General features: G+C 43.2%; 13 protein-coding genes and 1 other annotated feature. Of the genes, 10 read left to right on the top strand and 3 right to left on the bottom strand.

All coding sequences use genetic code 11. The features are described from left to right. The first annotated feature begins 10 nt into the window (after positions 1–10). From ilvD to IR135_RS00780, 9 genes are all read left to right on the top strand, one after another. On the top strand, positions 11–1,723 hold the full coding sequence (ilvD, locus tag IR135_RS00820) for a dihydroxy-acid dehydratase (protein ID WP_135095826.1): 1,713 nt from the start codon (positions 11–13) through the stop codon (positions 1,721–1,723). Between the two features lie 287 nt (positions 1,724–2,010). After that, positions 2,011–2,249, top strand: a binding site (T-box leader). Between the two features lie 72 nt (positions 2,250–2,321). Then, on the top strand, positions 2,322–4,052 hold the full coding sequence (gene ilvB, locus IR135_RS00815; protein ID WP_135095824.1) for a biosynthetic-type acetolactate synthase large subunit: 1,731 nt from the start codon (positions 2,322–2,324) through the stop codon (positions 4,050–4,052). Continuing rightward, positions 4,040–4,555 carry an acetolactate synthase small subunit gene (ilvN, locus tag IR135_RS00810; protein ID WP_135095822.1) on the top strand — a complete coding sequence of 172 codons (516 nt, stop codon included), beginning with the start codon at positions 4,040–4,042 and terminating at the stop codon, positions 4,553–4,555. The genes ilvB and ilvN overlap by 13 nt, the downstream gene beginning before the upstream one ends. A gap of 35 nt (positions 4,556–4,590) precedes the next feature. After that, positions 4,591–5,589, top strand: a complete 999-nt coding sequence (gene ilvC / locus IR135_RS00805) for a ketol-acid reductoisomerase (RefSeq protein WP_135095820.1) — start codon at positions 4,591–4,593, stop codon at positions 5,587–5,589. A gap of 35 nt (positions 5,590–5,624) precedes the next feature. Continuing rightward, the gene (locus tag IR135_RS00800; protein ID WP_135096337.1) at positions 5,625–7,181 is read left to right on the top strand and encodes a 2-isopropylmalate synthase; all 1,557 of its coding nucleotides are present in this window, start codon (positions 5,625–5,627) and stop codon (positions 7,179–7,181) included. Positions 7,182–7,196: 15 nt separating this feature from the next. After that, a complete protein-coding gene (gene leuB / locus IR135_RS00795) occupies positions 7,197–8,255 on the top strand; it encodes a 3-isopropylmalate dehydrogenase (protein WP_135095818.1) in 1,059 nt (352 codons plus the stop codon). 23 nt (positions 8,256–8,278) lie between these two features. After that, positions 8,279–9,691 carry a 3-isopropylmalate dehydratase large subunit gene (gene leuC, locus IR135_RS00790; protein ID WP_135095816.1) on the top strand — a complete coding sequence of 471 codons (1,413 nt, stop codon included), beginning with the start codon at positions 8,279–8,281 and terminating at the stop codon, positions 9,689–9,691. Positions 9,692–9,701: 10 nt separating this feature from the next. Then, a complete protein-coding gene (gene leuD / locus IR135_RS00785; protein WP_135095814.1) occupies positions 9,702–10,298 on the top strand; it encodes a 3-isopropylmalate dehydratase small subunit in 597 nt (198 codons plus the stop codon). Between the two features lie 44 nt (positions 10,299–10,342). Beyond that, entirely contained in the window at positions 10,343–11,299 is a 957-nt protein-coding gene (locus IR135_RS00780) for a threonine/serine dehydratase (protein ID WP_318272194.1), read from the top strand. A 288-nt stretch (positions 11,300–11,587) separates the two neighbouring features. On the opposite strand, the gene IR135_RS00775 is transcribed toward IR135_RS00780, so the two are convergent. Beyond that, positions 11,588–12,202, bottom strand: a complete 615-nt coding sequence (locus IR135_RS00775) for a YktB family protein (RefSeq protein ID WP_135095810.1) — start codon at positions 12,200–12,202, stop codon at positions 11,588–11,590. Between the two features lie 78 nt (positions 12,203–12,280). On the opposite strand from IR135_RS00775, the gene IR135_RS00770 reads away from it, so the two are divergent. Beyond that, positions 12,281–13,093, top strand: coding sequence for an inositol monophosphatase family protein (locus tag IR135_RS00770; protein WP_135095808.1), 813 nt, complete (start codon positions 12,281–12,283; stop codon positions 13,091–13,093). A gap of 310 nt (positions 13,094–13,403) precedes the next feature. On the opposite strand, the gene IR135_RS00765 is transcribed toward IR135_RS00770, so the two are convergent. Both IR135_RS00765 and IR135_RS00760 read right to left on the bottom strand, forming a co-directional pair. After that, a complete protein-coding gene (locus tag IR135_RS00765) occupies positions 13,404–13,964 on the bottom strand; it encodes a hypothetical protein (protein WP_135095806.1) in 561 nt (186 codons plus the stop codon). 167 nt (positions 13,965–14,131) lie between these two features. Further along, complete coding sequence (locus IR135_RS00760; RefSeq protein WP_115885693.1) at positions 14,132–14,323, bottom strand: DUF5325 family protein; 192 nt, start codon at positions 14,321–14,323, stop codon at positions 14,132–14,134. Positions 14,324–14,407: the final 84 nt, after the last annotated feature.

The following is a 14,407-nucleotide window of genomic DNA, read 5'->3' as shown; positions in this document are numbered from 1 at the left end:
GGGAACAATTATGACAGAGAAAAAAGATATCAGAATCCGTTCACATGTATATGATGATATCGGATTAAAAGCACCAAACAGAGCAATGCTGAGAGCGGTCGGTTTTACCGATGAAAGTTTCAAAAAACCTCAAATTGGCGTCGTGAGTAACTGGGCAGAGACGACACCGTGTAATGTTCACTTAAACGATCTTGCTCAGTTTGCTAAAGAAGGGGTGTCAGAAGCGGGCGGTGTGCCTGTTCAGTTTAATACGATTACTGTCGCAGACGGTATCGCAATGGGAACACCGGGCATGCGTTTTTCCTTGCCGTCACGGGACATTATTGCAGATTCCATAGAAACGATGGTTCAAGGTCAGAACTTCGATTCTTTCGTAGCTATCGGCGGGTGCGATAAAAATATGCCCGGCTGTGCGATTGCTATAGCGAATACTAATATTCCTGCAGTTTTTGTATACGGCGGAACGATTGCACCGGGCCGTCATAATGGCCAGGATATCGACCTTGTTTCTGTATTCGAAGGTGTCGGTAAGTGGAACAATGGAGATATCGACGACGCAGAACTTAAGAGAGTAGAATGTGCAGGCTGTCCGGGGCCGGGTGCCTGCGGCGGTATGTATACGGCAAACACGATGGCCGCTGCCATAGAAGCTATGGGGCTCAGCCTGCCAGGCTCTGCATCAAATCCTGCAGTGACAAAAGAAAAAGAACAGGATGTTTATGAAGCCGGTAAAGCTGTACTCAACCTGCTCGAAAAAGAAATTTATCCGAGAGACATTTTAACGAGAGAAGCTTTTGAAAATGCAATTACTGTCGTACTTGCACTCGGCGGTTCGACTAACGCGATTTTACACCTGCTGGCAATCGCTCATGCAGCTGAAGTTGAGCTGACGATTGAAGACTTTAATGATTTCCAGGAAAAAGTACCGCATTTGGCTGATTTGAAGCCTTCCGGTAAATATGTATTCCAGGATCTGTTTAATGTCGGCGGAGTGCAGGGTGTAATGAAATATCTTTATGAAAAAGGATATATTCACGGAGACTGCCTGACTGTAACAGGAAAAACGATTGCTGAAAACCTGGCAGAAGTTGAACACTTAACACCGGGACAGGATGTCATTTTACCGCTTGAAAATCCGAAGCGTGCCGACGGACCTTTAATCGTTCTTAAAGGAAACCTGGCACCGGAAGGCGCTGTAGCAAAAGTGTCCGGCGTTAAAGTCCGCCGTCACGTCGGCGAAGCTAAAGTGTTCGATACAGAGCAGGAAGCTATTGAAGCTGTTATGACAAACGATATTGTTAAAGGTGATGTTGTCATCGTGCGCTATGTTGGTCCTAAAGGCGGGCCGGGTATGCCGGAAATGCTGTCGTTATCAAGTTTAATCGTCGGAAAAGGGCTCGGCGAAGATGTCGCACTCTTAACGGACGGCCGTTTCAGCGGAGGCACCCACGGTCTTGTCGTCGGGCATATTGCTCCGGAAGCACAGGACGGAGGAAATGTTGCTTTAGTTCAGACAGGAGATATTGTAACGATTGATCAGGATACAAAAGAATTGTCGTTTAACGTTTCAGATGAAGTCCTGGCAGAACGCCGCAAAGATTTAGTGCTGCCGCCACTCCACAGTAAAGGTGTGCTCGGAAAATACGCGCATATCGTATCTTCTTCATCAAAAGGTGCGATTACAGACTTCTTTAACCGGGACGACCTGCCGGGGAGAAACTGATAATTAAATAAAATAAAGTGAAATCCGTACGTCAAACTTCTTCGGAAAGCTGACGTGCGGATTTTTGTATTTTTAGCGTTATCTGTATTTAAGATGTATTCGTGTAATAAGTAAACAAAAATATTGATTTTCAGGAAAGTGGACACGTCGGCATTGTAAACGATTACATTATCAGAAATGTTAGATAATTTAAAATAATTAGCTTTTTGCTGTTGCTTTTGCTTTATATACGGGGTATTATACATTCATTAAGAAAATTAAATAATCAAACAATTCAAATATTGAAACTTAAAGCGTTGAAGGGAACTTCGTTACTGCATAACATTTTCAGAGACTGAGTGATTGGTGCGAACTCAGAATGCAGCAGTAAAGAATCTCATCCCTGAGTGCCCGGCTGAAAAGAAGTAGGCAGGGACGGGTTAAAACTCGTTATTCATTTTAACTGGTTATGCCAGTTGCAGAGGTGTGCACCTGAAGGTGTACGCGAATTTGGGTGGTACCGTGGAAAGCTCTTTTCTCCCCATTGATCATTAGAAAAATGATCTTTGAGAGAAATGAGCTTTTTTATTTTAAGTTTATGCTATAAGGAGGAAAAATTATGAAGGTTGAAGTTGAACACTCACAGGAAGTTATTGCGAATATAAAAACAGGTGCTGACTTATTAGTAGAAGCATTAGCGGAACATGAAGTTGATACTGTCTTCGGTTATCCGGGCGGTGCAGTACTTCCCATTTACGATGCGCTCTACCGTCATGAGAGTTCATTCAAACACATTCTTTGTAGACATGAACAAGGCCTGATCCATGCAGCGGAAGGATATGCCAGAGTAAGCAGCAAGCCGGGAGTCGTAATTGCAACAAGCGGACCGGGTGCAACGAATTTAATTACAGGTATAACTGACGCAATGATGGATTCACTGCCGATAGTTGCATTTACGGGTCAGGTATCGACGAAAGTTATCGGAACAGACGCTTTCCAGGAAGCGGATATCATCGGTTTAACTACTCCGATTACAAAGCATAACTATCAGGTAACAGATGTTAAAGATTTAAAGCGTATTGTTAAAGAAGCTTTCCATATTGCATCTACAGGAAGACCGGGACCAGTTGTAGTGGATATTCCAAAAAATATCTCGGAAGCAGTTGTGGAAGAAGCGTCAGATGATGCGCTCCGCCTGCCGGGCTATCAGCCGACAACAAAACCGAATCCGCTGCAGATCAGCCGTTTGCTTGAAGCTTTGCAAAAGTCGGAACGTCCGGTTGTTTTAACAGGGGCCGGTGTTCAGTTTGCGAAAGCGTCGGAAGAATTGCGGACCTTTATTAAAAAGTATAATCTGCCTGTAGTATCAACTCTGCTTGGTCTTGGAACATTTAATGCAGACGATGAAAATTTCCTCGGCATGGCTGGAATGCATGGAACGTATGCAGCGAATATGGCGATTCACGATGCTGACTTACTGATTAACATCGGTGCCCGTTTTGATGACAGACTGACTGGCAAAATTGCTGACTTTGCACCGCGTGCAAGAGTAGCTCATATCGACATCGACCCGGCTGAGATTGGCAAAAACGTCGAAACTCAAATACCGGTAGTTGCCGATGCAAAAGAAGCGCTCGAACTGTTAAATGCAGGCCAGTGCGAGATGAAACCAATCGACAGCTGGAGACATAAAACCCAGACAGACAAAGAACAGAATCCGCTCTGGTATGAACACAGTGATGAATTGATTTCACCGCAGTGGTTTATCGAACAGGTATATGAAGCGACCGGCGGCAAAGCGATAGTGACGACAGACGTCGGCCAGCATCAGATGTGGAGTGCTCAGTTCTACAAATTTAACCAGCCGAATCACTTCGTCACATCCGGCGGGCTCGGCACTATGGGCTTTGGACTTCCTGCGGCAATCGGTGCTCAGCTGGCTTTCCCTGATAAAACAGTTGTTGCTGTTGTCGGTGACGGCGGCTTCCAAATGACAATGCAGGAGCTGGCCACGCTGAAACAATACAACCTGCCGGTAAAAGTAGTAATCGTCAATAATGAAGCACTCGGCATGGTAAGACAGTGGCAGGAGAAATTCTACGACGAACGCTATTCAGAATCGCTGATGCATACTAATCCCGACTTTGTAAAGCTCGGTGAAAGCTTCGGTGTGAAGTCATACAGATATACACAGGAAGAGGAAGTATCAGGAGAACTTAAAGAGGCTCTTCAGTCGGATGAACCGGTATTGATCGATGCAAGAGTTGTCAAACTTGATCTGGTTTATCCTATGGTGCCGGCAGGTAAAGGAAATCACGAAATGATAGGGGTGAGACCATGCAGCGAGTAATTACATTGACAGTGCAAAACTCAAGCGGGGTGCTGAACAGAGTAACCGGAATGCTTGCCAAACGCGGTTTTAATATCGAAAGCATTACAGTTGGTGCTTCTGAAACGCCGGGCATATCGAAAATGACAATTGTTGTCGATATTGCGAACGATAAAAGCTCGGAACAGCTGACTAAACAGCTGCACAAACAAATCGATATATTGAAAGTCGATGATATAACCGATTCTAAAATCGTCTCGAGAGAGCTTGCTCTTATAAAAGTCGGAGCAAACAATACATCGAGAGGCGAAATCCAGAGTATTATCGAACCGTTCAGAGCACGTGTGCTCGATGTTTCAAGAAACTCACTCATTATAGAAGTAACAGGCAAGCCGGATAAGGTGGATGCGCTAATTGAACTGCTGACACCATACGGACTGAAGGATTTATCCCGCACGGGTGTTACAGCCTTCCGGCGCGGACAGCAAAAAGGTATCCAGGAACTAAAATCATTCAGCGTTTAAAAAAATATTATATATAAAAAGGGAGAAATTAAATTATGGCTAAAGTTTATTACGATAAAGATATCAACACAGGAAGTTTACAAGGAAAAACAGTAGCGATTGTCGGCTACGGTTCACAGGGGCATGCACACGCACAAAACTTAAGAGACTCAGGCTATAACGTAATCGTCGGTCTCCGCGAAGGTAAATCATTCGATAAAGCAAAAGAAGACGGCTTTGATGTAAGAACTGTCGGAGAAGCAGTTAAAGATGCTGACGTAACGATGGTCCTCTTGCCGGATGAAGGCCAGCCGAAAGTATACGAAGCAGAAATTAAAGATAACTTAAAAGAGAACAGTGCCTTAGCTTTCGCGCACGGCTTCAATGTTCACTTTAATCAGATTGTACCGCCGGAAAATGTTGACGTATTTTTAGTAGCTCCTAAAGGGCCGGGACACTTAGTACGCCGTACTTATCAGGAAGAAGCGGGTGTACCTGCTTTATTCGGAGTATTCCAGGACGTATCAGGCAACGCATCGGATGTTGCAAAAGCATATGCACAGGGAATTGGAGCTGCACGTGCGGGAGTACTTGAGACTTCGTTCCAGGAAGAAACAGAAACAGACTTATTCGGGGAACAGGCGGTACTGTGCGGCGGATTGACTTCATTAGTTAAAGCAGGCTTTGAAACTTTAACAGACGCGGGTTACCAGCCGGAAGTTGCATATTTTGAATGTCTTCACGAATTAAAACTTATCGTGGACTTAATGTACGAAGGCGGTATGGAAAATATGCGCTACTCAATTTCCGATACAGCTCAGTGGGGAGACTTTGTCAGCGGACCGCGTGTTATTAATGAAGAAACGAAAGCACGTATGGGAGAAGTGCTGACAGAGATTCAAAACGGCCAGTTCGCCAAAGGATGGATCTTAGAAAACCAGGCGGGACGCCCGCAGTACAATGCAATTAATAACAGCGAATATAAACATCCGATTACGGCGGTCGGCCAGGAACTGAGAGACTTAATGCCGTTTGTTCAAAATCCGATTAGATAAATAATACTGAAGAGAGGAAGGTCAATATGACTGATATAACCGATATTAAAATTTTTGATACCACGCTGAGAGACGGTGAGCAGTCACCGGGAGTCAATTTAAATAAGCAGGAAAAACTGGAGATTGCAAAGCAGCTCGAACGCCTCGGTGTTGACGTTATAGAAGCGGGCTTTCCCGCCTCTTCAGAAGGCGACTTCCAGGCAGTGAAGCTGATCGCAGATACGATTAAAGACTCAACTGTAACTGCACTGGCTAGAACGAAAAAACACGATATTGATCGTGCGTACGAAGCTTTAAAAAATACACCGAATCCAAGAATTCATATATTTCTTGCTACGAGCCCGATTCACAGAGAATTCAAACTGAAGATGGATAAACAGAAAGTCATCGATACATCTGTAGAGATGGTCACCTACTCGAAGAGCATGTTTAATGAAGTAGAGTGGTCAGCAGAAGATGCATCACGTACAGAACTGCCTTTCCTTGCTGAAATTATTGAAGCGGTGATCGATGCTGGAGCAACAATTATCAATCTGCCTGATACAGTTGGCTATACGACGCCGAAAGAATACGGTGAAATGTTTAAATATGTATCTGAGAATGTTCCGAATATAGATAAAGCTATTCTCTCTACGCATTGTCACAATGATCTTGGTATGGCAGTAGCAAACTCGGTAGCAGGTATTGAAAATGGAGCGACACAAATAGAATGTTCCATTAACGGTATCGGTGAACGCGCCGGCAACGCAGCGCTCGAAGAAATTGCAGTGGCACTGCACATCCGCGGAGACTTTTATCCGTATACAACAAACTTAAATTTACAGGAGATTAAACGTTCAAGTGATATTGTTGCCAAACTGACCGGTATGACAGTTCAGCCGAACAAAGCAATTATTGGACGGAATGCTTATGCACATGAAGCAGGAATTCATCAGGACGGCATGCTGAAAAACTCGGAAACTTATGAAATTATTTCACCGGCCCTGGTCGGGGTTTCCGCGGATACAGCAAATACGCTGTTCCTCGGCAAACATTCAGGACGCCATGCATTTAAAGATAAAGTGAAATCATTTAAGGTCGAGCTGACAGAAGAGGAATTGTCTGCAGCATTTAGCAGCTTTAAGGAACTGACGGATCATAAAAAAGAAGTGACTGATGATGATATCTATTCGATTATTATGGAAATCAAGACAGACGCATCTAATATTGAACGCTACGTGTTGGATAATTTCGAAGTGAATTATGAGCAGGACGGACAGACGAAAGCACATATCGATGTTGTCACTCCGGTCGGAGAACATGTATCGCACGAAGTTACTGGTTCCGGCAGTGTTGAAGCACTGTATAAGGCAATCCAGGAAATTCTCAGAGAAAAAACTAACTTACTCGACTACCAGCTCAGCTCAGTAGGCGGAGGGAAAGACGCACTGGCAGAATCCCGTGTGCAGATTAAGATTAATAATCAGCAGTTTTCAGGACGCGGCACAGCTCAGGACGTACTCGCAGCATCGGCAAATGCATATATCAATGCAGTAAACCGCTATTTGATGAGTGAACAGGCGGCAGCACCTGCAGAAAGTGTAAATGCATAAAGGAGATAATCGGCAATGAAAAAACATATAATCACCTTGGCCGGCGATGGTATCGGTCCGGAAATAATGAATTCGGCACAAGCACTGCTGAAAGCTGCAGGAGAAAAATATCAGCACGAGTTTACGACAGAAGCTAAAGATATCGGGGGCATTGCGATTGATAAATATAATAATCCTCTGCCTGATGAAACGATAGAAGCATGTGAAGCGGCTGACGCAATTCTGCTTGGTGCTGTCGGCGGTCCAAAATGGGCTGACAGCAGTATACGTCCTGAGCAGGGACTGTTAAAAATCCGCAAACATTTCAACTTATTTGCAAACCTGCGTCCGGTAACAATATTTGATTCACTCGAAGCAGCATCACCGCTGAAACAAGAAATTGTTCACGGCAGCGATTTGATGATTGTCAGAGAACTGACGGGCGGACTGTATTTCGGGGAACCAAGTGAACGCCGGGACGGCGGACAAAGTGTAATTGATTCATTGACTTATACGCATGATGAAATTGAACGTATCGTTCGCACTGCATTTGATACAGCGATGACAAGAAGAAAACATTTAACATCGGTTGATAAAGCAAACGTGCTTGAATCCAGCCGGATGTGGCGTGAAATTGTCAATACAGTCGGAAAAGAATATCCGGAAGTTACAGTTGAGCACGAACTTGTCGATGCTGCAGCGATGAAGCTGATTACGAATCCATCTTACTTTGATGTCATCGTAACTGAGAACTTATTTGGAGATATTTTAAGTGATGAAGCCTCTGTAATAACAGGATCTCTTGGTGTTCTGCCTTCAGCGAGTTTAAGTGAAAACGGACTCGGACTGTTCGAACCGATTCACGGTTCAGCACCTGATATTGCGGGAGAAAATAAAGCCAATCCAATCGGTATGATGTTATCTGTCGGTATGATGTTTAAGTATTCGTTTGGTCTGCACGAAGAATCAGCAGCGATAGAAAGAGCTGTGAATACAGTACTGAAACAAGGCTTCAAAACTCCAGATTTGAAAATTGATGGAGCTGAAACGATATCGACGACGGAAATGACGGAAAAAATTATTAGTAATCTATAAAAAAGTTAAAGGAGAAGATTAACATGGCTCAGAAAAAAACTATAATCGAAAAAATCTGGGAACGGCATGTCGTTCATGAAGAAGAAGGCAAACCGGATTTACTCTATATCGATCAGCACTTAATCCATGAAGTGACTTCGCCTCAAGCTTTTGAAGGATTACGCTTAAATAATCGAAAAGTCCGCCGTCCGGATTTAACGTTTGCCACGATGGATCACAACGTTCCGACGAAAAACAGGGAAGACGCTCAGGATGCGATTGCTCAGAAACAAATGGATGCGTTAAAGAAAAACTGTGAAGAATTTGGTATTAAACTTGCCGATATGTATCACCCTGATCAGGGTATTGTCCACATCATCGGGCCGCAGCTGGGCTTGACCCAGCCGGGCAAGACAATTGTCTGCGGTGATTCTCATACATCGACTCACGGCGCATTTGGAGCACTTGCTTTTGGTATCGGTACGAGTGAAGTGGAACACGTATTTGCAACTCAGACTTTAACGCAGTCAAAACCGAAAACGATGAACGTCAAAGTTAACGGAAACTTAAGTGTCGGAGTGACTGCCAAGGATTTAATTTTAGCTATTATAGCGAAATTCGGTGTTGATTTCGGGACAGGACATGTCGTTGAGTACACTGGACAGGCGATTCGTGACTTAACGATGGAAGGCCGCATGACCGTATGCAATATGTCAATTGAAGGCGGAGCGCGCGCCGGTCTGATTTCACCGGATGAAACGACAGTTGAATTCCTTCGCGGGCGCCGTTATGTGCCGAGAGATGAAGAAGAATATAAGAAACTTGCCGAAGAGTGGCTGAGCCTGAGTACTGATGAAGGTGCAGAATACGATGCAACGCTTGAAATTAATGCTTCGGAGATAGAACCTCAAGTATCCTGGGGAACAAATCCAAGCATGGTTGTGCCAATCAGTGCAGCGACACCGGTAGTTTCCGAATCGAAAGATGAAGACTCGACGAAACGCGCACTTGAATACATGGGTCTTGAAGAAGGCATGCCGATTACAGATATTGAAATTGATCATGTATTTATTGGTTCATGCACTAACTCCCGTGTTCTGGACTTGCAGCGTGCTGCAGATATTATAGAAGGCAACCGTGTTAAGGATGGGGTTAAAGCAATCGTTGTACCGGGTTCATTCCTTGTCAAACAGGAAGCGGAAGCGCTTGGCATCGATAAAGTTTTCATCGATGCAGGTTTCGAATGGCGCAACGCAGGATGCAGTGCCTGTCTTGGCATGAATGAAGACACAGTACCGCCTGGCGGACGTTGTGCATCAACATCAAACCGCAACTTTGAAGGCCGTCAGGGTAACGGGGCAAGAACGCATCTTGTCAGCCCTGAAATGGCAGCGGCAGCGGCAATTAACGGCCGCTTTGTCGATGTCAGAAAATATCAGAGCAGAGTAACTGCATAGGAGGGTAATTATGGAGGCAATTTCAAAGCATGAAGGTAAAGTATATCCGCTGAACCGCTCGAATGTTGACACGGACCAGATTATCCCCAAACAGTTTCTGAAACGGATCGAACGTACTGGTTTTGGGCAATTTGTCTTTTATAACTGGCGTTTTAATGACGACGGTACGAAGCGTGAAGATTTTGATATGGACGATGCAAAATTCGATGGTGCTTCAGTGCTGGTCGCCGGTGACAACTTCGGCTGCGGCTCATCACGGGAACACGCGCCGTGGGCTCTTTTGGACTATGGTTATAAAGTTATTATTGCTCCGGGCTTTGCGGATATATTCTACTCAAATGCATTTAAAAACGGCATTATTTTAATTAAAATGCCGGAAACGCAAGTAGCTGAATGGCAGGAGCAGGCAAGAAATGGAGATTTTAATATCTCGGTTGATTTAGAAAAACAAGAAATTACAGACAGCAGCGGCAAGACATTGAAGTTTGAAATCCCTGCCTATCATAAAGAAAAATTAATTAACGGCTGGGATGACATTGCATTAACTTTATTAAATGAAGAAAAAATAACAGCTTTTGAGGAGCGTGGTTCTTTGGGAATTCGTTAAACAGTGATTTAGTCAGAGATGCTATGGAATATTTGCGGGGAAATGTGCACAAAACACCAGTGATAACATCACAGACAACAAATGAAAAAACCGGTAAAAATGTTTATATGAAATTGGAAAATCATCAGAAAACCGGAGCGTTTAAATATCGGGGTGCATCGTATAAACTGTCGAAATTAACTCCGGCACAGCTTGAAGCAGGAGTAGTGACTGCATCTGCAGGCAACCATGCCCAGGGCGTAGCCCTTGCTGCGAAAAAATTAAATGCTACTGCGACTATCTTTATGCCGGAAGGTACTCCTTCAGCGAAAGTCGAAGCAACAAAAGGATATGGTGCAGCAGTTAAACTTGTTGGAGCGAGTTTTCAGGAAGCATTTACAGCTTCTCTGGAACATAAAAAGCTGACAGGTGCAACGTATGTCCATCCTTTTGATGATTACGATATTATGGCAGGCCAGGGTTCAATTGGTATAGAAATGCTGGAAGAGATACCCGAGCTCGATACGATAATTGTACCGATAGGCGGAGGCGGTTTGATAAGCGGCATTGCAGTAGCGGCGAAGATGATTAAACCATCCATTAAAATAATCGGTGTGCAGGCGGCAAACGCACCATCGATGTTTAAATCATATTACACAAAAGACGATCATGTAGTGCTTAACAGCTGCAGCACAATTGCAGAAGGCATTGCAGTCAAACAGCCCGGTGAATTAACACAGCAGGCCGTCCGGCAGTATGTTGATGAAATATACTGCGTATCGGAAAGTCAGATTGCTTATGCAATGGTCTACCTGCTTGAACGTACAAAATCACTAGTAGAAGGTGCCGGTGCTACAGCACTCGCAGCACTCTTAGCATTTAATGACAAAATTGACTCCGAGCACACAGGGGTTATCGTTAGCGGAGGCAACCTGGATCTCAGCAAAATGGGAGAAATACAGGCACTTGCCCTGCAGGCAAATCATAAAACAATAACGAGAGAACAAATAACTGTGCTGTAAACAAACAACCCGTCCGTCATTTTCCTTTGTGGATTTGACGGACGGGTTATTTTGATGTTCTTTATATTTTTGGGCGCATGAATAAGCATATCAGTTTCACGGTGGCACAAAAGAAGGGTTTGCGTGCCACCGAAAACTCACGGCGGCGCAAAAGAGGGGTTTGCGCGCCACCGAAAACTCACGGTGGCACAAAAGAGAGGATTGCGCGCCACCGTGATCAGGACTCGTTAAAAACCAAACAAAAAAAACGCAAAACCCAGATGGGTTTTGCGTTAATTTATCAGGAGACTAGTCCTGATGATAGAACTGAGCGAGGTTTTCCATAACCTGTTCAAGGTCTTTAATAAAAGCTTCATCAGAACTGAATTCTTTATCGCCTGGCTTATAAACCTTGCCGACTAAAAATTCACCTTTTTTAACATCGCGCAGTCTGATGAGACCTTTTTCAAGTTCATCGTCAGAAAGCTCCTTAAGCGGAGTTTTCGCAGGTTTCATATGGTCGAGTGAAATTTGATAGTCTTCCGGCAGATTATCAAATTTCTCTATATTATTCAGCCAGTTCTCTGCCAGCCGCTTTTTATCTTTTGATTCATATATAATACCGTACATGCAAAAAGCATGGCTGTTATATAAACCAATCTGGAAGTGGGGCATCATTTTGTAGCCGCGGGGGTTCGTACTGAAGGCCACCCATGTATCATCGGGAGGGTTCGTCGTCCGCCGTGCGTGTTTTGCTACATGAGCGTATGTCTCGTCCCCGGTCATTTCAGTTAAGTAGGCACTGAAGTGTTCTCCGAGATGTTCGAGTTTCGGCCGTGTATTTTCAATCAGGGCTGCCATTCTGTTTTCGAGGCCGTCGATATTAAAAACATCGAAGTCCGTTTGTGTAAATGTATACTTCATTAAGGTTGAGCTCCTTTCAAAAGGTCTCTCTTATGATAAAATAAAGTTGGTTAGCAATCAAATGATTGAGGTGGATTCATGGACATATATAACTTTGGCAAAGAATTAATCGTTGAAGCTGGTAAATTTATCGAAATGCGCATGACCAAGGAATTTCAGATCGACAGTAAATCGAATCCAAATGATCTCGTAACAGATGTCGACAGAGAGACAGAACAGTTTTTATATACTAAAATTCTGGAACGTTTTCCGGACCATCTTATTATCGGTGAAGAGGGACATGGACAAAATATACAAGATACAAAAGGCGTCATCTGGATTGTCGACCCCATTGACGGGACTTTAAATTTTGTGCACCAGGGAGAAAATTTTGCAATATCCATCGGGGTGTTTATCGACGGGGAACCATATTGCGGTTTAATCTACGATTGTATGAAACGGGACTTGTATCACGCTAAATATAAAAATGGTGCGTATTTAAATGAACAGGCGCTGCTGCCGGCAGAGAATATACCTTTAAATCAATCTCTCATCGCCATTAACCCGAAAAGAGTACTCGGCGAAGAAACCCGCAGTCCGTTTTTTAAAATTATGGCTGAGTCACGCAGTGTAAGATCGTACGGGTCTGCTGCTTTGGAATTTGCGATGCTTGCAAAAGGACAGATTTCTGCCCTGCTGTTTTTAAGGCTGTATCCGTGGGATTATACAGCCGGTGTAATTATTACCGGAGAGCTCGGGTTTAAAACGTCCGATTTGTATGGAAGAGAGCTGCCGCTCTTAAGCTCATCGAGTGTAATCAGCGGCAATCCCAAAATCCATTCAGAAATACTTGAATATTTTACCGGCGATAAAAGACTTTACGAATATCATGAGAAAATTCATGGTTCGTAATAGTACAGTTGGGAATGTTTTGATGTTTTCGTAAAAATTTTACCGACATATTTTAACAAAGCGTAATTGCTGAGCGGGACATTGATATGTTGCTTAATCTGTTTTTTAGTATACGGCTGTGAAATATTAAGAAGGTTCAGCATATCAAAATAATCGGTAAACATCTTTTCGATATTATGGATAGCATGACAGGACTCACACATTATTAATTTGCTGCTGAGGAGTTCAAGGCTGAACTCCAGACAGCCGGTGCACTTGAATCCGTACGAGAAATCATTTGCAGCTGCGCTCGAAACTGCCGTACGGGCTTTTAACTTTTCAATTCCGGGCGCGGCTGCTTTTTTCTGATAACAGCACTGTGTTCAATCGCTTTTAAATAGTAAGGCAGATTTTTAAGGGATAGAAATTGATCGGACGGCCGTTTAGCGAGTTTGAAAGTTTCGTTCATTACGACGTGTTTAATAATAATCGGGCGCTGAAAATGGCCTTCATCAACAAGTGTTTCCTTAAACTTTTCGTAAACTTTCGCAGTCCGGTTTAAATCGTAGACAGCTTCGTAATTGCTGTCGATTAAAATATTAAATGGATTAATAAAATGTTCACCGGCGTAGTTGTGCAGAATGAAAAGGTAATAGCAATATTCCGTTGCAATCAGCACATTAATCAGTTCATGGTCAGTGCCTACGGTTATTTCGCAGTGCCAGAACAGCTCCATATTTCCTGTATTGATTTGACGCAAATATAAATCAAAATGTTCTTCCAAAAGATCCATCCGCTGCATTGCTTCGTATTCTTCAGTTTCGTCATCGCTAAAAGGCAACCGGTTATACAGAAACTCGTAAACTTTTAACTTTTCATTTTTTTGTCTCACAGCAAAGCTCCTTTAATGAATGATAAATTCATTATTGCCCGGTCTTAATTTGCCGTCAAAAAACGATAATTTAAAAAATGCAAAAAAAATACAACAGATTTCCCTATTATTCCAATACAAATAAGGAAATCTGTTATAATAAATAAGCAGTTAAAGCAAAACTGAAGTTAGAGCCAGCCATTTTCACGATACTTTTTCTTCAATGTGAAACCAGTGCCGAAAATGGCGATAAACACTATAACCGACAATACTGCAAGTATGATCATTTCTTCGGCAATGAAAATCGAAAATGCAATCATCATTGAAACTGCCAAGACAGCAAGTATTAAAAATACAGCCTTTGATTTTTTCTTTTCCATAAGTATTCCCCTAAAAGTCATTTGTCTTATTTCGAATTATATCATAAAAATAATATCCTTGAATGTTCAGATTGGTAAAAAATG

Source organism: Jeotgalicoccus nanhaiensis (assembly GCF_015235105.1).
In the GTDB taxonomy this organism is placed as follows: domain Bacteria; phylum Bacillota; class Bacilli; order Staphylococcales; family Salinicoccaceae; genus Jeotgalicoccus; species Jeotgalicoccus nanhaiensis.
Note: the sequence above shows the minus strand (reverse complement) of the source record. Positions and strands in the feature narration are given on the sequence as shown.